This window comes from uncultured Pseudokineococcus sp., from assembly GCF_947495735.1.
GTDB lineage: Bacteria > Actinomycetota > Actinomycetes > Actinomycetales > Quadrisphaeraceae > Pseudokineococcus.
Genome location: NZ_CANMAA010000007.1, coordinates 70,429 through 89,406, shown reverse-complemented (window position 1 = coordinate 89,406; position 18,978 = coordinate 70,429). Strand labels below are relative to the sequence as shown.

The following is an 18,978-nucleotide window of genomic DNA, read 5'->3' as shown; positions in this document are numbered from 1 at the left end:
AGCTCCGGGCCCAGGGGGCTCGCGGCCGCTCGCCCGGGGACTGCCAGCACCCTCCCAGGCGCGCGGGCCGCCGGGGGCTTGCACGTCCCCCGGACGACCGGCCACCGTAGAGCGCTGGTCGGGCGCCGCTGACGTCGCCGCGAGCCCGCCCGCGAACCCACCAGGAGGCCCCGCGTGATCCGCCCGTCCCTGCTCGCCTCGGAGGCCGAGGAGAGCTCCGTCACCCGCGACGCCCTGCCCCAGGACATCGTCGACGCCTCGGCCACCACGGTGCTCGGCTACCTGGCCGTCGGCGTCGCCGCGGCGTTCCTCGTCGGCCTCGTCGTCACCGCCGTCCTGCGCCGGGTCGGCCGGCGCTCGAGCGTCGTCCGCGACGTCGAGGTCCGGGCGCGCCGACCCTTCCGCGTCGTGCTGGTCCTCGTCGTCGCCCGCGTCGTGCTCGAGGCGGCGACCCTGCAGTCGTCGTGGGCCGAGCCGCTCGCCCACGTGGTCAACATCGCGATCATCGCGATGGTCGCGTGGATGGTCGTCGCGGTCGCGTTCGTCCTCGAGGACGTGACCCTCGACCGGTACCGGCTGGACGGGCCGGACAACCGCCGCGCCCGACGGGTGCGGACCCAGGTGTCGCTGCTGCGCCGCCTCACGGTCGCCGTGGTCGTCGTCTTCGCCCTCGGTGCCATGCTGCTGACCATCCCCGCCGCGCGGGAGTGGGGCGCCACGGTCTTCGCCTCCGCGGGCGTCGTCGGCCTGGTCGCCGGCCTCGCCGCGCAGACCTCGCTGGCCAACGTGTTCGCCGGGCTCCAGATCACCTTCACCGACGCCATCCGCGTCGACGACGTGGTGGTCGTCGAGGGCGAGTTCGGGCGGATCGAGGAGATCACGCTCACCTACGTCGTCGTGCACATCTGGGACGACCGGCGCCTCGTGGTGCCCTCGACGTACTTCACGACCACGCCGATCGAGAACTGGACGCGCAAGGACTCCGAGGTGCTCGGCTCGGTCATGCTCGACGTCGACTGGGACGTGCCCCTCGACGGCCTGCGCGAGGAGATGCACTGCTACGTCGAGTCGACCGAGAACTGGGACGGGCGCGTCGCCGGCCTCACGGTCGTGGAGGCGGTCGGCGGCACCATCAGCCTGCGCGCGCTCGTCAGCGCCAAGGACGGCGCCACGCTCTGGGACCTGCGCACCGGCCTGCGCGAGGCGCTCGTCGTCTGGCTGCAGCGCAACGCCCCCGACGCGCTGCCGCGCACGCGCGTCGTCACCTCCGCCGAGGGGGCTTCGCCGTCCCGTCCGGCGCCCCGGGGCGGGTCCTCGCCCGCCGCGGAGCGCGCCGGGGCGCCGCCGGAGCGGCCCGCGCGGCAGTACGACACCGGGCTCTTCACCGGCAGCGTCGAGGCGCTCGCCCGGGCCCAGAACTTCTCCGGCCCGAGCGAGGAGGAGATGGAGGACCGCCGCCGGGCCGACGAGGCCCGCGGGCGGGACGACACGGGGCAGACGCCCGCGGTCGCGGACGCCGAGCCGGAGCCGCCCGGCTGGCGCGACCAGCTGCCCTCCGACCGGTAGCCGCGCAGGTCGCCCGGGAGCCCCTCCGGGCGACGGGTGCGCTCAGCGGTGCTGGCGCCGGCTGCCGCCGTGCCAGTCCTCGACGGGGCCGGTCTCGTCCTCGGCGACGCCCAGGCCGGGCAGCCGGGGCAGCTCGCGCAGGCTGCGCTTGAGCTCGGCGAAGCCGGGGAAGCGCGCGAGGCCGAGCACGTGGTCCCAGAGCTCGACGGCCTCCTCGGGGGTCGGGCGCCGGCTGATGACGGGGCCGAAGAAGGCCAGCCCCGACGGCGGGTCCACGTGCAGGACGGGCGTGCCGACGTCGCGCCCCGCGAGGGAGAGGGCCTCCTCCGTCCCAGCCCGCACCACCTCGTCCCAGCGGTCGTCCTCGAGCGCCCCCGCCAGGGCGGCGGGCAGGCCCAGCTCCTCCAGGACGGGGGCGAGGAAGCCCGCCGTCCCGCGGACGTCGGGCTCCCCCGGCGCGGGGGAGGGCAGCGGGGCGGACTCGAACACGCGGGCGCCCAGGGCCTCGTGCAGGCGGGCCACCGCGTCCTCGCCGTGCTCCGCGCGCACCCGCTCCACCACGCGCAGCAGCCGCAGCCCCGCGGTGTGGCCCGCCTCGTACTCCGGCGGGAACTGGGCGTCGTAGTCCACGGCGGCGTTGAGCAGGCGCAGCGAGACCGGGCGCCAGGCCACGCGGTAGTCGCGCTGGCGCGCCACCTCGCGCACCCACGTGCTCGTCATCCAGGCGAAGGGGCAGACGGGGTCGAAGTAGAAGTCGAGGTCGGCGTGCTCCTGCGCTGCCGTGCCGGGCTGGTCGTCGTCGCGGGGTGCGCCCACGGTGTCCTCCTCGGTGCCGGTGGCTGCGCACGCTGCCACGCGCCCGGCGCCCGCGCCCGCGCGCGCAGAGACCGCCGGGGAGGGGCGCCGGGCTCTGACCCGGTCTCAGGAGTGGTGCATCCCGGGCCCGAGGACGAAGGTCTGGATCGCCGTCACGGCGGCGCCGCGCGCCCACTCGGCGAAGCCGACCGCCTGGACGTCCACGTCGACCGCCCGGGCGCGGGGGTCGCGGTCCGCGGCCACGGCGGCGTCGAGCGCCGGGCGACCGACCTCGGCGAGGGCGACGCCGTCGCCCGAGAGCACGACCTTCTCCGGCATGGTCGTGTTGGCGACCAGGGCCACGAGGCGGCCGAGCGCGCGAGCGGAGTCCTCGACGACGCGACCCGCCGCGGGGTCTCCCGCCGAGGCGAGGCGGAGCACCTCGGCGTAGGGGACGGGGCGGCGCAGCGCGACGGACGCCCGGGCCTCGACGGCGTCGACGGTCAGCAGCGCGTCGGCGCAGCCGACGTGGCCGAGGGGGCACGTCGGCCCGGACGCCGCCAGCGGCACGTGCCCGAGCAGCCCGATGCCGGCGTCCGGGCCCGCGACGACCCGGTCGTGGACGACCAGCGCGTAGCCGATGCCCTCCCCGATCGTGAGGACGGCGAAGGAGTCGCAGCCGCGCGCCGCGCCGAACCACTGCTCGGCGCGGGCGAGGGAGAGCACGTCGTTGTCCACGACGACGGGCAGCCCGGTCCGCTCGCCCAGGAGCGAGCCGAGGTCGACGTCCTCCCACCGCAGGTACCGCGCGCTGCGGACGCGGCCGAGGCCCTCGACCAGGCCGCCGACGCCGACGCCGACGGCGGCGACGGGCGCCCCGGCCGCGTCGGCGCGGAGGAGGTCCACCAGGTCCCCGACGGCGTCGACGACCTCCCGCGGGGACGTGCCGGCGAGCGGCACCTCGGCGCCGGAGAGCGTCCGGGCCCGCAGGTCCGTCGCCACGGCGTGGACGGCGTCGGCCGTCACCTTGACCCCGACGAAGCGGTGCTGGTCGACCGCGACGTCGAGGGGACGCGAGCCCGACGCCTCCGGACCGCCGGACTCGACGAGCAGCCCGCTCTCCAGGAGCGGGCGCGCCAGGCGCGTGAGGCTCCCGCGGGAGAGGCCGAGCCGGCGCGCCAGCTCGCTGCGGGACAGGGGCCCCCGGCGCAGCACCTCCAGGGCCACGCTGAGGGAGGAGCCCTCCAGCGGGCTCCACTGCGGCGCTCTCACAGCGGCTCCCACGGTGCTCGGTCCGGTGGCGGCGCGGGCGCCCGCCGTGCGTCCGACGATTCTGCACCAGCCCCACCGATGGTTCCGCCGCGAAACGCCACCCCAGATGCCAATGGCCGGACCTGTGCGGGGAGGGGCCTTGACGCGCGCTCGTGTTCCGACGTAGAACTCGCAGCGTCCTGCTCGACGACGAGAGACCCGTGACACCCGCCCGGCACCGACGCCGGCGGCGTCCGCCGCTGCGCTCTCCACCGCGCTCCCCGGTCCTCCCGGGGCCCGCCCAGCGGTCGCCAGCCCCCCGCCCCGACATCCGCCCCGGAGGCCCCCGTGACGAGCACCGCACCGATCGACCCCGCGCCCGCGGAGGCTCCTCCCTCGCGCACCAGCGGCGACGGCTTCGCGCACCTGCGGGCCGCGGGGGTCAGCGTCGTGCTGTCCGTGCAGGACGGCCGCCTGCCCTCCGTCCTGCACTGGGGGCCGGACCTCGGCGAGGTCTCCGAGCACGACCTGGCGGTCCTGCGGGCGGCCACCGTGCCGCAGGTCGTGAACAACGACCTCGACGTGCACGTGCCCGTCGGCCTCCTCCCGGAGATGGCGACCGGGTGGCGCGGGCGGCCCGGGCTGAGCGGCCACCGCGACGGCGCCGGCTGGTCGCCGTCGGCCCGCCTCGTCCGGTGGGACGTCCGGCCCTCCGGGCCGGGGCAGGGCGGGAGCGCGGTCTTCGAGGGGGAGGACGCGGACGCCGGCCTCGCCGTGCGGCTGGAGCTCGAGCTGCGCCCCTCCGGGCTGGTCCGCACCCGCGCGGCGGTGCGCAACCTCCTCGCCGAGGCCTACGTCGTCGACGGGCTCGTGCCGGCGCTGCCGGTGCCCGAGACGGCGACCGAGCTGCTCGACCTCGCCGGTCGCTGGGGTCGCGAGCGCGCCCCGCAGCGGGTGCCCTTCGCCGTCGGAGCGCACAGCCGGGAGAACCGGCGGGGCCGCACCGGCCCGGACGCCCCCCTGGTCCTCGCCGCGGGCGCGGAGGGGTTCGGCTTCCGCACCGGGGAGGTGTGGGCCGTCCACACGGCGTGGAGCGGCAACCACGTGACGTGCGCCGAGCGGGTCGCCGAGGGCGGGCGCCTCCTGTCCGGCGGTGAGCTGCTGCTGCCGGGGGAGGTGCGCCTGGCCGAGGGCGAGGAGTACGTCGGCCCGTGGCTGTACGGCGCGCACGCGGCGGACGGCCTCGACGGCGTCGCCGCGCGCTTCCACACCGACCTGCGCGCGCGGGAGCAGCACCCCGGCTCGCCGCGCCCGGTCGTGATGAACGTCTGGGAGGCGGTCTACTTCGACCACGACCTCGACCGGCTCGTCGACCTCGCGCGCCTGGGCGCGGAGGTCGGCGCCGAGCGCTTCGTGCTCGACGACGGCTGGTTCCGCCACCGACGGGACGACTCGGCGGGCCTCGGCGACTGGTACGTCGACGAGGACGTGTGGCCGCAGGGGCTCGCGCCCCTGGTCGACGCCGTGCGCGCGCACGGCATGGAGTTCGGCCTCTGGTTCGAGCCCGAGATGGTCAACCCCGACTCCGACCTCGCCCGGGCGCACCCCGACTGGATCCTGAGGACGGGCGGGCGGGAGCCGCTGCTCTCCCGGCGCCAGCAGGTGCTCGACCTCGGCAACCCGGACGCCCGCGCGCACATCCTGGAGCGGCTGGACAGCCTCCTGACCGAGTACGACATCAGCTACGTCAAGTGGGACCACAACCGCGACCTCCTCGACGCGGGCTCCGGGCCGGTGCGCGCGGCCGGCGTGCACGCGCAGACCCTCGCCGTCTACGGCCTGCTCGACGAGCTGCGGCGCCGGCACCCCGAGGTCGAGATCGAGTCCTGCAGCTCCGGCGGTCTGCGGGTGGACCTGGGCATCCTCGAGCGCACCGACCGCGTGTGGGGCAGCGACTGCATCGACCCGCTGGAGCGCCAGCAGATCCAGCGCTGGACGACCCAGCTCGTGCCGCCCGAGCTGGTCGGCAGCCACGTCGGCAGCCCGCACTCGCACACCACGGGGCGCACGCACGACCTGTCCTTCCGGGCCGGCACCGCGCTGTTCTGCTCCTTCGGCATCGAGTGGGACATCTCCTCGGCGAGCGCGGAGGAGCGCCAGGAGCTGGCGGGCTGGGTGTCGCTGTACCAGGAGGTCCGCGGCCTGCTCCACACCGGCACGGTCGTCCGGGCCGACCAGTGGGACCCGGCCGTCGCCCTGCACGGCGTCGTGGCCCCGGACGGCTCCGACGCCCTGTTCGCGCTCGTGCAGCTGACGACCGCCCTGACGTCGGTGCCCGGCAGCGTCCGGCTGCCCGGCCTGCGCCCGGAGGCGACCTACCGCGTGGTCGCCCAGGCGCCGGGCGACCTCCCGCGCGTGCGCCGCCAGCGGCTCACGCCCTGGCTCGCGGAGGACGACGGCGTCGTGCTGCCGGGCTCCGTGCTGGCCTCCGCGGGCCTCCGGGCGCCCGCGCTGGACCCCGAGCAGCTGCTGCTCCTGCGCGTGACCGAGGTGCCCTCGCCGGCGGCCCGGGGCGGAGCGCGATGAGCTCCACGGCCCCGAGCGGCCCGGCGCTGCCGCAGTCACCCGCGGGGGACGGGCCGGTGCCGGTCCCCGCCAGGCCCCCGGGCCGGGGCGGGGGCAGGGGTGCGCAGAGCGACGGCGCCCGCGCCCGCCAGCGGCGCGAGAACCTGGTCGCCGCGGGCTTCATCGCCCCGTCGCTGCTGGGCTTCGGCGTCTTCTACTTCTGGCCCACCCTGCGCGGGCTGTACTTCAGCCTCACGGACTTCGACTTCTTCTCGGCGCCCGCCTTCGTCGGGCTCGCCAACTACCAGCGGCTGCTCGAGGACCCGACGTTCTGGAACGCCATGCGCGTCACGCTGCTGTACGTGGCGATCAACATCGGCGTCCAGACGGTGCTCGCCCTCGCCATCGCGGTGCTCATGCACCGGCTCACGCAGTCGACGTTCGTCCGCTCCGTCGTCGTCATGCCGTACCTGGTGGCGAACGTCGTCGTGGCGCTGGTCTTCTTCTGGATGCTCGACGCCCAGATCGGCATCGTGAACCAGGCGCTGGCCGGCGTCGGGCTCGACCCGGTCGCCTTCTTCGGCGACGAGGCGTGGGTCATCCCCACCATCGCCCTCGTCAACGTGTGGCGGCACATGGGGTACACCGCGCTGCTGCTCTTCGCGGGCCTGCAGATGATCCCCGGGCACCTCTACGAGGCGGCCCGCACCGACGGCGCCTCGGAGTGGCGGATGTTCTGGTCCATCACCCTGCCGCTGCTGCGCCCCGTGCTCGCCGTCGTCCTCGTCATCACGATGATCGGCTCGTTCCAGGTCTTCGACACCGTCGCCGTCACCGCGGCGGGCGGGCCGGCGGACGCCTCCCGCGTCCTGCAGTACTACATCTTCGACCTGGCGTTCCAGCGGCTCGACTACGGCTACGCCTCGGCGGTCTCGGTCGTCCTGCTCCTCATCCTCATGGCCGTCGCCGTCGTCCAGCTCCGGCTGACGCGCGCGAACGAGTCGGACCTGGGCTAGGAGGCTCCTGTGGCAGTCACGACAGAGCCGTCGCGACCGGCGGCGGACGACACCCCGACCGGCACCGCCGGCGGCGGCGGCGCGGACCCGGGCGGGCGGGTGCGCCCGCGCCGGCGGCCCCGCCCGACCGCGGGCCGGGTGCTGGCCTGGACCGCGCTCGTCGGCATCATGGCCATCACCCTCTTCCCCTTCTACTGGATGCTCCGGACGGCCCTGTCCGACGGCTCCGTCCTGGCCACGCAGCCCTCGTCGCTCCTGCCGGTCGAGCCGACGACGGGCGCCTTCGAGCGCGTCTTCGGCCTGGCCACCACGGAGGAGGCCCAGGCCCAGGGCGGCTCGGGCGCGGCGATCAGCTTCTGGCGGTACCTGCTCAACTCCGTCCTCGTCGCGACGGTCATCACGGCGGGCCAGGTCGTCTTCGGCGCCATGGCGGCCTACGCCTTCGCGCGGATGCGCTGGCCCGGGCGGGACGCGGTGTTCTTCCTCTTCCTGACCGCGCTCATGGTGCCGCCGATCTTCACGCAGCTCCCGAACTTCCTGCTCATGCGCGACCTGGGGCTGCTGAACACCTACCCGGCGATCATCCTGCCGTTCTTCTTCATGACGCCCTTCGCCATCTTCTTCCTGCGGCAGTTCTTCCTCGGCATCTCCTCCGAGGTGGAGGAGGCGGCGCGGCTGGACGGCTCCGGGCACGTCGGCACCTTCGTGCGGATCATCGTGCCGATGAGCTGGGGACCCATCACGACGCTGGCGCTCCTGCAGTACGTGCTGGCCTGGAACGAGTACTTCTGGCCCCTGCTCGTCGGCAGCGCCCAGGACGTGCGCGTGCTCACCGTCGCGCTCGGCATCTTCCGCAGCCAGACGCCGCAGGGGACGCCCGACTGGGCGGGCCTCATGGCGGCGACCCTCGTCGCGGCGCTGCCGGTCCTGCTCCTGTTCGCCGTCACCAGCAGGAAGATCGTCAACTCCATCGGCTTCTCGGGCATCAAGTGAGCCACCACGACCCCCTCGGAGGGACCTCGATGACGAGGCGACGCACCCCAGGCCGCGCCGCGCGCGCCGCAGCCGCCGGCACCGCGCTCGGCCTGCTCGTGGCCGGTTGCGGCACGACGAGCGAGGTCGGCGAGGGGGGCTGGGAGGAGACCGGGACGCTGACGTACTGGATGTGGGACTCGGCGCAGCTGCCCGCCTACCAGCAGTGCGCCGAGCAGTTCGAGGCGGACAACCCCGACGTCGACGTCGTGATCGAGCAGTTCGGCTGGGACGACTACTGGGACAAGCTGTTCACGGCGTTCGTCTCGAACTCGGCGCCCGACGTCTTCGTCGACCACACGTCCCGCTACGCCGACTACGCCACCCGCGGGCTCCTCCAGCCCCTCGACGACCTCGTGGAGCGGGACGGCGTCGACCTGTCCGTCTACGTCGAGGGGACGACGGACCTGTGGGTGGGGCCCGACGGGAGCCGCTACGGGCTGCCCAAGGACTTCGACACGGTCGGCGTCTTCTACAACGCGGAGATGATGGCCGACGCGGGGTACGCGCCGGAGGACCTCTGGGAGCTGGACTGGAACCCCGAGGACGGCGGCTCCTACGAGGAGCTCATCGCCCGCCTGACGGTGGACCGGAACGGCGTGCGGGGCGACGAGCCGGGCTTCGACAAGACCTCGGTGGCCACCTACGGGCTCGCCCTCGAGGGGGCCGGCGAGGGCTTCGGCCAGACCGAGTGGTCGATGTACACGGGCGCCACGGGCTGGACCCACACCGACCAGCCGCTGTGGGGGACCGAGTACCAGTACGACGACCCCCGCTTCCAGGCCACCATCGCCTGGTGGCGCGGCCTGGTGGACAAGGGCTACATGCCCCCGCTGGCCCAGACGGTCGGCGGGTCGGTGGACCAGCAGCTGCAGGCCGACCGGTACGCCATGGCCACCCAGGGGTCCTGGAACATCAACAACCTCACACGCCTGCAGGGCATCGAGCTGGGCACGTTCCCGACGCCCGTCGGGCCCTCCGGCGAGCGCGCCGCCATGTTCAACTCGCTCGCCGACTCGATCTCCACCTCCTCCCCGCGCAAGGGCGCGGCCTGGGCGTGGGTCAAGCACCTCGGCACGGTCGAGTGCCAGTCCGTGGTCGCCCGCGGCGGCGTGGTGCTGCCGGCCCGCACCGAGGTGGTGGCGGAGGCCGAGCAGACCCTGGCCGCCACGGGCGTCGACATCAAGGCCTTCACCGTGCACGTGGAGGAGGGCACGACGATCCCGGTGCCCATCACCGAGAACGGCGCGGAGGTCAACGCGATCATGGGGCCCGCCATGGACCGCGTCGTCGGCTCCACCGCGCCGGTCGAGTCCCTCGTGGAGGCGAACGAGCGGGTCAACAGGCTCTTCGGGACCGCGGACCCGCAGTGACGCGGCGCTCACCGGCCGGGCGCTCAGCCCGGCCGGTGGGCGTGGTCGGCGGTCCAGGCGAGCAGGTCCTCCACCGGCCAGGTGTTCACCACCCGCTCCGGCGGGACGCCGCAGCGCGCGGCCCGGGCGCAGCCCCGCTCCTGCCAGTCCAGCTGCCCCGGGGCGTGGGCGTCGGTGTCGATGCTGAACAGGCACCCCGCCTCGACGGCCAGCCGCAGCAGCCGCAGCGGCGGGTCCAGGCGCTCGGGACGGCTGTTGACCTCGACCGCGACGCCGGCCTCGGCGCACGCCGCGAAGATTTCCTCGGCGTCGAACTCGCTCTCCGGGCGCGCCTTCCCGACGCCCTCGCGCGGCTGCACGTACCGCCCCGTGCAGTGCCCGAGGACGTCGGTGCGGGGGTCGCGCACCGCGCGGACCATGCGGCGCGTCATGGCGCGCCGCTCCATCCGCAGCTCGGAGTGGACGGACGCGACGACGACGTCCAGCTGCTCGAGGACCCCCTCCTCCTGGTCCAGGGAGCCGTCGGACAGGACGTCCACCTCGATCCCGGACAGCAGGCGGAACGGGGCGAGCGGCGCGGCGAGCTCCTCCAGCAGCGCGAGCTGGCGGCGCAGCCGGGCCGGGCTGAGGCCGCGGGCGACCTTGAGGCGGGGCGAGTGGTCGGTCAGGGCGGCGTAGGAGTGGCCGAGCTCGACGGCGGTGACGGCCATGTCCTCCACGGGGCTGCCGCCGTCGCTCCAGTCCGAGTGCAGGTGCAGGTCGCCCCGCAGCGCCGCCCGCAGCGCGGCGCCGCCCTCGGCGCCCTCGTCACCGGGGTCGACCAGCGGCGCGACCCGCTCCTCGAGCTCGACGAGGTAGGCGGGTCGGCGACCGGCCGCGACGTCGGCCACCAGGGCCGCGGTGGTGCGCCCGACGCCCGGCAGCTCCTCGACGGAGCCCTCGGCGACCCGCCGCGCCAGCTCCGCGGGGGGCGTTCGCGTCACGGTGGTGGCGGCCGCGCGGAACGCCTTGACGCGGTGCGTGCTGGCCAGCTCCCGCTCCAGCAGGAACGCCGTCCGGCGCAGGGCCGCCAGCACCCGCGCGTGCAGGTCGTCCTCGTCCGGGGCGCCGGTCCCTCCGCTGCTGCTCACGTCCACGACGGTAGGCCCGCGGGCGACCTGTGCGAGTCGGCCACGGGGAGGCCGGCGGCGGCGTACGGTGCCGCCCAGCGCCCACCCCCGCCAGGCCCCCGCGGCTGTCGGAGCACGGCGTCCGGCGGGTGCGGGGACCCGCCGTCCTCGGGGTGGTCGAGGGCCGGAGGGCCTCTCGACCACCCGCAGCAGACCGAGGTGGCACGGGGGAGAGCGGGAGAGGACGTGGAGGAGCACCCGGCACCGGCGGCCCCGGCGCAGCCGGCAGGCGGTCCGGCGCGACGGCTGCGGGCGACGTCGCTGGGCGACGACGCCCTCGCCGACGAGATCGAGCTCTACGGCGCCGTGGTCGTGGCCGCCTCCGAGAAGGACGGCTGCCTCACGGCCGCCGAGATCGACGAGGCGCTCGGGATGCCGGCCGACCGCGCCGGACGGGCGAGCGGCCCCGGCTGGTAGCCGCCGGCCCCGCGCGGGCGTCAGCGCGCCGTCGTCGTGCCCTAGCCTGTCCGCCGCTCGACGATCACGCCGGGCGCGGCTGGGGGGTTCTCGAGGAAGGACGGTCGTGCGCCTGCGCCTGACACCGCGCGAGCCCTCGTTCGCGGCCCTGTTCGTCGACGTCGCCGACCAGGTCCACCGGGGCGCGCTGCTCCTGGCCGAGGTGCTCGCCTCGGCGCCCGAGGAGCGCGAGGCCGTCGTGCAGGCCCTCCAGGAGGTCGAGCGGGCCGCCGACGACCGCGTGCACCTCGTCTCCCGGCGGCTCACGTCGACGTTCTCGCCCCCGTTCGCGCGCCGCGACGTGCACGCGCTGGCCCAGGCCCTGGACTCCTGCCTCGACGAGATGACGGCGACCGCGCAGGTCGTGCGCGTCCACCGGCTCGGGGCCCTGCCCCCCGCCTTCCTCGACGTCGCGCCCGTGCTGGTGCGCCTCGCGGAGCTGACGCACCGGGCGATGGCCGGCGTCGACGCCGCCGACCGCCTCGCCGAGTACTGGGTCGAGGTCAACCGGCTCGACAACCGCGCCGACGCCCTGCTCCTGCAGCTGCGCGCCGACCTGCTCGACGACCCGGACCTGCGCCGGGCGCTGCGCCTGCGCGACGTGGCCGACGGCCTGCACCGCTCCGTCGGCGCCTTCGAGCGCCTCGCCCACGTCGTCGAGGTCATCGCCCTCGTGGAGCCCTGAGCGGGTGGGCGTCCTCCTCGGCGCGGTCGTCGTGCTGGCGCTCGCGTTCGCGGTCACCAACGGCCTGCACGGCGCGGCCGGCGCCGTGGCCACGTCCGTGGCCACGCGGGCGCTCGTGCCGCGCGTCGCCGTCGTCATGGCCGCCGGCTTCGCGCTGCTCGGCGGCCTGCTCGGGAGCTGGTTCGTCGTCGTCGGGGTGCCCGACGCGGCCGTCGTGCCCCTGGGCGCCCCGGGCCTGCGGCTGCTCGTGGCGGCCCTGCTCGGCGCGATCACCTGGAACCTCCTGACGTGGCGGTGGGGGATGCCCACCTCCACGACGCACGCGCTGTTCGGCGGGCTCGCGGGGGCGGCGCTCGCCGCGCCCGCGGCCTCCGTGCGCTGGGACGTGCTGCTCGTGGGCGTCGTCGTCCCGGGGCTCGCGGTCGTGGTCGTCGCGGCCCTGCTCTCGAGCCTGGGCGTCGTGGCCCTCCTCTGGCTCCTGCGCGGGGTGATGCCCTCCCGCGCGAACCGGCGGCTGCGCACCGCGCAGGTCGTGGCCGCCGCCGCGACGGCCGTCGGCCTCGGCGTCCTCGACGCCCAGCGCACCGCCGCCGTCGTCGTCTACGGCCTGGCCGCCTCGGGCGTGACCCTCGTCGCGGACGCCCCGGGCGGACGCCCGGCCTGGACGGTCGTCGTCGTCGCGGTCGCCCTGGCGGCCGGCGTCCTCACCGGGGGCTGGCGCATCGTGCGCACGGTCGGCGAGCGGCTCGCCCCGCTGGCGCCGTCGACGGCCTTCGTGGCGCAGGCGACGGCCACGCTGGTGCTGCACGCGTCCGCGGTGCTCCTGCGGACGCCCGTCTCGACGTCGCTGACGGTCTCCTCCGCGGTGGTCGGCGCCGCCGCGGTGCCCTCGCTGCACCGCGTGCGCTGGCGCGTCGTCGGTCGCGTGGCGCTCGCCTGGCTCGCGACCGTCCCCGCCGCGGGGCTGCTCGCCGCCCTCGCGCACGTCCTCGTGTCGCTGGTGCCCGTCGGGTCCTGAGGCCCGCCCCACCTCCTGCGCGCCCGTCGCCTCCGGGCGGGGGGCGGGCAGCACCCGCCCAGCGCACTTCGTCGCCACCGTGCCGGGAAGGGGCCTGTTCTGGCGCACTTCGTCGGCACTGTGCCGGGGAGGGGGCTTGGTCGGCGCACTGTGTCGGCAGTGTGCCGGGGAGGGGGCTTGGTCGGCGCACTGCGTCGGCACTGTGCCGGGGAGGGGGCTGTTCTGGCGCACTGTGTCGGCACTGTGCCGGGGTGCCGGGGAGGGGGCCTGGTCGGCGCCCCTCGGCACCGCAGTGCTGGGGGCGAGAGGGCGGACGGTCCGGGACGGCGGAGGGCCCGACGGGAGCGTCCCGTCGGGCCCTGCGATCGCTGCCGGCCTGCAGGGGCGGCTCAGCCGAAGCGGCCGCTGACGTAGTCCTCGGTGGCCTTGACCGACGGGTTGGAGAAGATCGTGTCGGTGGCGTCCATCTCGACGAGCTTGCCGGGCTTGCCGGTGCCCTCGATGTTGAAGAAGCCGGTGCGGTCGGAGACGCGCGAGGCCTGCTGCATGTTGTGGGTCACGATCACGATCGTGTACTCCTTCTTCAGCTCGCCCATCAGGTCCTCGATCGCGAGGGTCGAGATGGGGTCGAGCGCGGAGCACGGCTCGTCCATGAGCAGCACCTGCGGCTGCACCGCGATGGCGCGGGCGATGCACAGGCGCTGCTGCTGGCCGCCGGACAGGCCCGCACCCGGCCGGTCGAGGCGGTCCTTGACCTCGTTCCACAGGTTGGCGCCGCGCAGCGACTGCTCGACGACCTCGTCGGCGTCGGCCCGCTTCATGCGCTTGTTGTTCAGGCGCATGCCCGCGAGCACGTTGTCGTAGATCGACATCGTCGGGAACGGGTTCGGGTTCTGGAACACCATGCCCACGGAGCGGCGGACGGCGACCGGGTCGACCCCGGGGCCGTAGAGGTCCTGCCCGTCCAGCACGACCTTGCCCTCCACGCGGGCGCCGGGGATGACCTCGTGCATGCGGTTGAGCGAGCGCAGGAAGGTCGACTTGCCGCAGCCGGAGGGGCCGATCAGCGCGGTGATGCTCCGCGGCTTGATCTCCATCGTGACCTTCTCCACGGCGAGGAACGAGCCGTAGTAGATGTCGAGGTCGGAGACGTCGATCTGGCGGCTCATGACTGCTCCTGCGGATCGGGGAGGGCGCTCGTCCCGGCGGTCGCCGGACTGCGCCTCGCGGCGGGGGGAGCGCGTGAGGATGCTCATGCTGCCTCTCAGCGGGTCTTGGGCGCCAGGGCCTTGGCCAGGACCCGCGCGGCGACGTTGAGGACCATGACGAAGAGGATGAGCACGAGGGCGCTCGTCCAGGCCCGGTCGATGAACGCCTGCGGCGGGATGCCGGGCGTGATGATCTGGTAGTAGGCGAAGACCGGCAGGACCGGCATGCGCCCGTCGAACGGGTTGAAGTTCGTCGCGCTGGTCAGGCCCACGGTGACGAGCAGGGGCGCCGTCTCGCCCATCACGCGGGCGATGGCGATCACGATGCCGCTCGCGATGCCGGAGGCCGCCGTCGGGAGGACGACCTTGACGATCGTGCGCCACTTGGGCACCCCGAGGGCGTAGGCCGACTCCCGCAGGCGGGCCGGCACGATCCGGAGCATCTCCTCCACGGCCCGCACGACGATCGGGATCATCAGCACGGACAGGGCGATCGCCCCCATGATCCCCAGGCGCAGGCCCGGGCCGAAGATGAGCGTGAACAGGGCCAGCGAGAACAGCCCGGCCACGATCGACGGGATGCCCGTCATGACGTCCACGAGGAAGGTGACGACCTTGGAGAGCTTGTTGTCGCCGCCGTACTCGACGAGGTAGATCGCCGTCATCGTGCCGATCGGCACGGAGATCAGCGTGGCCAGCCCCGTGATGATCAGCGTGCCCATGATGGCGTGGTAAGCGCCGCCGCCCTCGCCGACGATCCCCGACATCGACTGGGTGAAGAAGGCGACGTCGAAGCGGGCGGCGCCGCGCGACACCGTCGTCCAGACCACGGAGAGCAGCGGCAGCAGGGCGACGACGAAGGCGACCGTCACCAGGGCGGTGACGAAGCGGTCGGTCGCCGCGCGCTCGCCCTCGACGGCCCGGGAGGCGATGACGAACGCCGCGACCCCGACGACGACGCCGACGATGACCGCGAGGGCGACGTGCAGCCCCGTCACGGCCAGCAGCGCCGCCGCGACGAGGACCGCGAGGCCGGCAGCGGCCGCACCCGCCCAGCGGGGGAGCGAGCCGTGCATCGAGTCCGCGAGGGACGGCGGCTGGTGCTTCGACAGCGCGCCGGCGTCCCCGGGGCCGTGCTGGTGCTCCTCGTCCCGCTGCGCGGGCTCGCGCGTGCTGGGGGTGGACATCAGGTGGAGCCGCCCTTCTGACGGGTGACGAGCGCCCGCGCCGCGAAGTTCACGGCGAAGGTGAGCAGGAAGAGCAGCAGCCCGGCGGTGATGAGCTCGGACAGGCGCAGCCCGGTCGCCTCGGGGAAGTTCAGGGCGATCTCGGCGGCCAGCGTCGGCGGGTTCCCGCTGTTGATGAGGTTGAAGCTCACCCCGCCGGAGGCCGAGAGCACCAGCGTCACGGCCATCGTCTCGCCGAGGGCGCGGCCGAGGCCGAGCATCGAGGCGCTCACCACGCCGGAGCGTCCGTAGGGGATGACGGCGTACTTGATCATCTCCCAGCGGGTCGCCCCGAGGGCCATGGCCGCCTCCTCGTGCAGGCGCGGCGTCTGCAGGAAGACCTCGCGGGACAGCGCCGAGATGATCGGCAGGATCATCACCGCGAGCACGAGCGAGGCCGTGAGGATGGTCTTGCCCGTCGTCGACGCCGGTCCCGCGAAGAGCGGGATCCAGCCGAGGTTCTCCTCCAGCCACTGGTACAGCGGCACGAGGGCGAGGGCGAAGACCTGCACGCCCCAGAAGCCGTAGACGATGCTCGGGACGGCGGCCAGGAGGTCGATCGTGTAGCCGAGCCCCTGGGACAGCCGGCGCGGGGCGTAGTGCGAGATGAACAGGGCGATGCCCACGGCCACCGGCACGGCCACGACCATCGCGATGATCGACGTGATGAGCGTGCCGAACAGGATCGGCCACAGGTACAGGACCAGGCCACGCCCGCCCTCGATGTCCTCCGACGGGGCGACGAGGGCCGGGTAGGCCTCGGCCAGGAGGAAGAGGCCGACGCCGGCGAGGATCAGCAGGATGAGGACGGCGCTCGCCGCCGCCGTCCCGGAGAAGATCTTGTCCCCGGGACGGCGGCGGCTGCCCGTGAGGGCGGGCGTGGTGGTGGTCACCTGGGAGGTGCTCCTCAGCTGCCGGTGACGAGCTCGAGCGAGGTCATGATGTCCGAGCGCAGGTCCTCGGAGATCGGCGCGCTGCCGGCCTGGTCGGCGGCGGCCTGCTGGCCCTCCTCCGAGGCGACGTACTCGACGAACGCGGCGACGGTCTCGCCGATCGCCGGGTCCTCGTAGCCCTTGCAGACGACCTGGTAGCTGACGAGCACGATCGGGTAGGTGCCCGCCGCCTCGGTCTGGCGGTCCAGGTCGATGGCGATGTCGCCCTCGGGGCGGCCCTCGACGCGGGTGGAGTTGTCGAGGATGGCGGCCGCCGCCTCGGGCGTGGGCCCGACGTACTCCTCGCCGACCTGGACGGTCGCGGCGGGCAGGTCGCCCAGCTGGCTGGCGTCGGCGTAGCCGATGGTGCCGTTGCCGTTCGTGATGGCCTGGACGACCCCGGAGGTGCCCTGGGCCGCCTCGCCGCCGGGGATCGGCCACGTCTCGACGGGGCCGTAGGTCCACGCCTCGGGCGCCGTGGCGTCCAGGTACTCGGTGAAGTTCTCCGTGGTGCCGGAGTCGTCCGAGCGGTTGACCGGCGTGATGGTCGTGTCGGGGAGCTCGACGTCGGGGTTGGACTCGGCGATGGCCGGGTCGTTCCAGGTGGTGATCTGCTGGGACATGATCCCGGCGAGCGCCGCGGGGGTGAGCTGGAGCTCGTCCACGCCCTCGAGGTTGAAGGCCACCGCGATGGGGGAGACGTAGACGGGCAGGTCGATGGCGCCGTCCGTGCAGCGCTCGTCGGCCGTCGCCAGCTCCTCCTCGTCCAGGTAGGCGTCCGAGCCGGCGAAGTCCACGCCGCCGGAGAGGAACTGCTCGCGGCCCGAGCCGGAGCCGACCGGGTCGTAGTTGACGGTGGTGCCGGCGGCCTCGCCGAAGGCGACCTGCCACGCCTGGAAGGCGGCCTGCTGCGTGCTGGCGCCCGCACCGGCGATGGAGCCGGCGAGGTCCTCGGAGGAGACGCCGCTGGGGAGCTCGGCCTCCGGCGTCTCGCCGCCGGTCTCGTTCGAGGCGCCGCAGGCGGCCAGGGTGAGGGCGAGGGCCGCGGCGGACGTCGTCGCCAGGGCGGCGCGCGCCGCGCGCGTGGTGGAGCTGCGCATCAGGGAGAGGCCTTCCGTCGTAGGGCGGCCGGGTTGCGGCCGTCGAGCGGCGGGGAGTCCCGCCGGCGGGGCCGACGGTAGGCAGGGGAGGTGTCGCGACCCAGGGGGCTCGGTGAACCAGGGGTGAACGAGGCGTGTCCGGAGGTCCGGGGTCGGGCGGTCCGGCCACGCTCCGACGCCGTGGCCACGCTCCGCTGACGTCCGCTCGCCGAGCCGGCGCCGCGCCGCCACGGGCGGCGCCGAGGAGCCACGCCCGGTGGTCAGGGCTGGGGGAGGTGCCTCTCCACCGCGACGACCCGCCCCGAGCGCCGCGACACGTGCGCGACGAGCGCCTCCCCCGGGGCCAGGAACGGGTCCGTGGCGGGGATGGCCGCCGCGGCCCCGCTGCCGCCCGCCGCCCGGCCGGCGAGCGCGCCGAGCAGCGTGCCCAGCACCGGCCGGTGGGTGCAGACGACGACCGGTCGCCCCTTGTCGACGAGGTGGCCGACGTAGCGGGCCACCTTGTCGGGGTCGCGGCGGTGCGCCGACTCGGTGAGACGCCCCTTGGTGCGCAGCCTGGTGCCCGAGGCCTCGACGAAGGGCCGCACCGTCTGCACGCAGCGGTCCCACGGGCTGGAGACGACGCGCGCCGGGGCCCGGGCGGCCAGCACCGGCACGAGCTGGGCGGCCTCGCGCCGACCGGAGGCGACGAGCGGCCGGTCGGCCTCGTCGTGGGCCCAGACCGTCGTGGGCCGCGCGTGGCCGTGGCGCACGACGACGAGCGGCCAGGTGTCCAGGCAGCTGTCGGCGTGCAGGGCGGCCAGCGCGCGCAGCTGCACCTGGTCGCCGCGGCGCGTCAGGCGCCGGAACGCCTCGTCGACGTCGACCCACTCCGTGCGGTCGACCTCGTCCGGGCGCGGGGGCCGCGGCAGGTCGCCGGCCGGGGCGGGAGCGGTCCAGTAGGCCACGTGCTTGACGACGCGGTCGCCCGTCCCGGCCCCGAGCACGTACCGGGCCGCGGGCAGGGGCTGGCCCAGCGCGATGCGCAGCCCGGTCTCCTCGGCCACCTCCCGGACGGCCGCGGCGACGGCCGTCTCGCCCTTCTCGAGCTTGCCCTTGGGGAACGACCAGTCGTCGTAGCGCGGGCGGTGCACGAGGACGACCTGGAGCCGGTCACCGCGCAGCCGCCAGACGAGCGCGCCGGCCGCGCGGACGGGGTCGGCGCGGCCGGGGCCGTCGTCCCCGGCCTCGCGGGCGGCGTCGGGCTCCTCGGCCGCGCTCGGGCCGCCCCCGCGGGCCTGCCGGCCCGAGGGCGCGGACGAGCGCGGGACGGGCTGCAGCGCAACGGGTGCCGACGTCGCCGCCGACGGCTCGGCGGGCCGCTGCGCCACGGCGGGCGAGGGCGCCGCCGCGAGGCGCCGCGTCGAGGGGTCGGGGCCCGGGCGGGGTCGGGGCGCGGGGTCCATCCGCCGATGCTGCCACCTCGCGGGGCCGACCCCGTCCGGCGCGGACGGCGGGCGGGGCGAGCCGGACGCCCTCTCGGGCAGGGGGAGGGGCGCCGCCCGGCGGCCGGGCGGCGGTCCGGGACGGGGAGCCCGCGGCTCGGG

The 18,978-nt window shown here is 75.3% G+C and carries 16 protein-coding genes; 8 read left to right on the top strand and 8 right to left on the bottom strand.

Annotated elements, in window-relative coordinates; translation table 11 throughout:
• Positions 1–174 precede the first annotated feature (174 nt).
• On the top strand, positions 175–1,566 hold the full coding sequence (locus Q0848_RS11285; protein ID WP_299037584.1) for a mechanosensitive ion channel family protein: 1,392 nt from the start codon (positions 175–177) through the stop codon (positions 1,564–1,566).
• A gap of 42 nt (positions 1,567–1,608) precedes the next feature.
• On the opposite strand, the gene Q0848_RS11280 is transcribed toward Q0848_RS11285, so the two are convergent.
• Complete coding sequence (locus Q0848_RS11280; RefSeq protein WP_366146564.1) at positions 1,609–2,286, bottom strand: hypothetical protein; 678 nt, start codon at positions 2,284–2,286, stop codon at positions 1,609–1,611.
• A 201-nt stretch (positions 2,287–2,487) separates the two neighbouring features.
• The gene (locus Q0848_RS11275; protein WP_299037580.1) at positions 2,488–3,633 is read right to left on the bottom strand and encodes an ROK family transcriptional regulator; all 1,146 of its coding nucleotides are present in this window, start codon (positions 3,631–3,633) and stop codon (positions 2,488–2,490) included.
• Positions 3,634–4,062: 429 nt separating this feature from the next.
• Between Q0848_RS11275 and Q0848_RS11270 the strand changes: the two genes are divergently transcribed.
• From Q0848_RS11270 to Q0848_RS11255, 4 genes are all read left to right on the top strand, one after another.
• Positions 4,063–6,198 (top strand): alpha-galactosidase, encoded by a 2,136-nt coding sequence (locus Q0848_RS11270; protein ID WP_366146563.1) that lies wholly within the window; start codon positions 4,063–4,065, stop codon positions 6,196–6,198.
• Positions 6,195–7,193, top strand: a complete 999-nt coding sequence (locus Q0848_RS11265; protein WP_299037576.1) for a carbohydrate ABC transporter permease — start codon at positions 6,195–6,197, stop codon at positions 7,191–7,193. The genes Q0848_RS11270 and Q0848_RS11265 overlap by 4 nt, the downstream gene beginning before the upstream one ends.
• A 168-nt stretch (positions 7,194–7,361) precedes the next feature.
• The gene (locus Q0848_RS11260) at positions 7,362–8,186 is read left to right on the top strand and encodes a carbohydrate ABC transporter permease (protein WP_366146562.1); all 825 of its coding nucleotides are present in this window, start codon (positions 7,362–7,364) and stop codon (positions 8,184–8,186) included.
• A gap of 29 nt (positions 8,187–8,215) precedes the next feature.
• The gene (locus Q0848_RS11255; protein WP_299037573.1) at positions 8,216–9,598 is read left to right on the top strand and encodes a sugar ABC transporter substrate-binding protein; all 1,383 of its coding nucleotides are present in this window, start codon (positions 8,216–8,218) and stop codon (positions 9,596–9,598) included.
• A gap of 23 nt (positions 9,599–9,621) precedes the next feature.
• On the opposite strand, the gene Q0848_RS11250 is transcribed toward Q0848_RS11255, so the two are convergent.
• Positions 9,622–10,728 carry a PHP domain-containing protein gene (locus tag Q0848_RS11250; protein ID WP_299037571.1) on the bottom strand — a complete coding sequence of 369 codons (1,107 nt, stop codon included), beginning with the start codon at positions 10,726–10,728 and terminating at the stop codon, positions 9,622–9,624.
• A 225-nt stretch (positions 10,729–10,953) separates the two neighbouring features.
• Here Q0848_RS11250 and Q0848_RS11245 point away from each other — a divergent pair, with 225 nt between their 5' ends.
• The 3 genes from Q0848_RS11245 (at position 10,954) to Q0848_RS11235 (ending at position 12,926) form a co-directional block, all read left to right on the top strand.
• Positions 10,954–11,184 carry a hypothetical protein gene (locus tag Q0848_RS11245; RefSeq protein WP_299037569.1) on the top strand — a complete coding sequence of 77 codons (231 nt, stop codon included), beginning with the start codon at positions 10,954–10,956 and terminating at the stop codon, positions 11,182–11,184.
• Between the two features lie 106 nt (positions 11,185–11,290).
• The gene (locus Q0848_RS11240) at positions 11,291–11,908 is read left to right on the top strand and encodes a DUF47 domain-containing protein (RefSeq protein WP_299037567.1); all 618 of its coding nucleotides are present in this window, start codon (positions 11,291–11,293) and stop codon (positions 11,906–11,908) included.
• A gap of 4 nt (positions 11,909–11,912) precedes the next feature.
• Positions 11,913–12,926 carry an inorganic phosphate transporter gene (locus tag Q0848_RS11235; RefSeq protein ID WP_299037566.1) on the top strand — a complete coding sequence of 338 codons (1,014 nt, stop codon included), beginning with the start codon at positions 11,913–11,915 and terminating at the stop codon, positions 12,924–12,926.
• Between the two features lie 389 nt (positions 12,927–13,315).
• On the opposite strand, the gene pstB is transcribed toward Q0848_RS11235, so the two are convergent.
• The 5 genes from pstB to Q0848_RS11210 all read right to left on the bottom strand — a co-directional run bounded on the left by pstB (position 13,316) and on the right by Q0848_RS11210 (position 18,837).
• A complete protein-coding gene (gene pstB, locus Q0848_RS11230) occupies positions 13,316–14,095 on the bottom strand; it encodes a phosphate ABC transporter ATP-binding protein PstB (RefSeq protein ID WP_299037563.1) in 780 nt (259 codons plus the stop codon).
• Positions 14,096–14,190: 95 nt separating this feature from the next.
• Positions 14,191–15,321 (bottom strand): phosphate ABC transporter permease PstA, encoded by a 1,131-nt coding sequence (pstA, locus tag Q0848_RS11225; RefSeq protein ID WP_299037561.1) that lies wholly within the window; start codon positions 15,319–15,321, stop codon positions 14,191–14,193.
• Positions 15,321–16,253, bottom strand: coding sequence for a phosphate ABC transporter permease subunit PstC (pstC, locus tag Q0848_RS11220; RefSeq protein ID WP_299037559.1), 933 nt, complete (start codon positions 16,251–16,253; stop codon positions 15,321–15,323). Before pstC ends, pstA begins: the two co-directional genes overlap by 1 nt.
• A gap of 14 nt (positions 16,254–16,267) precedes the next feature.
• Entirely contained in the window at positions 16,268–17,392 is a 1,125-nt protein-coding gene (pstS, locus tag Q0848_RS11215; protein WP_299037558.1) for a phosphate ABC transporter substrate-binding protein PstS, read from the bottom strand.
• A gap of 260 nt (positions 17,393–17,652) precedes the next feature.
• On the bottom strand, positions 17,653–18,837 hold the full coding sequence (locus tag Q0848_RS11210; protein ID WP_299037556.1) for an NUDIX domain-containing protein: 1,185 nt from the start codon (positions 18,835–18,837) through the stop codon (positions 17,653–17,655).
• Between the last annotated feature and the right edge of the window lie 141 nt (positions 18,838–18,978).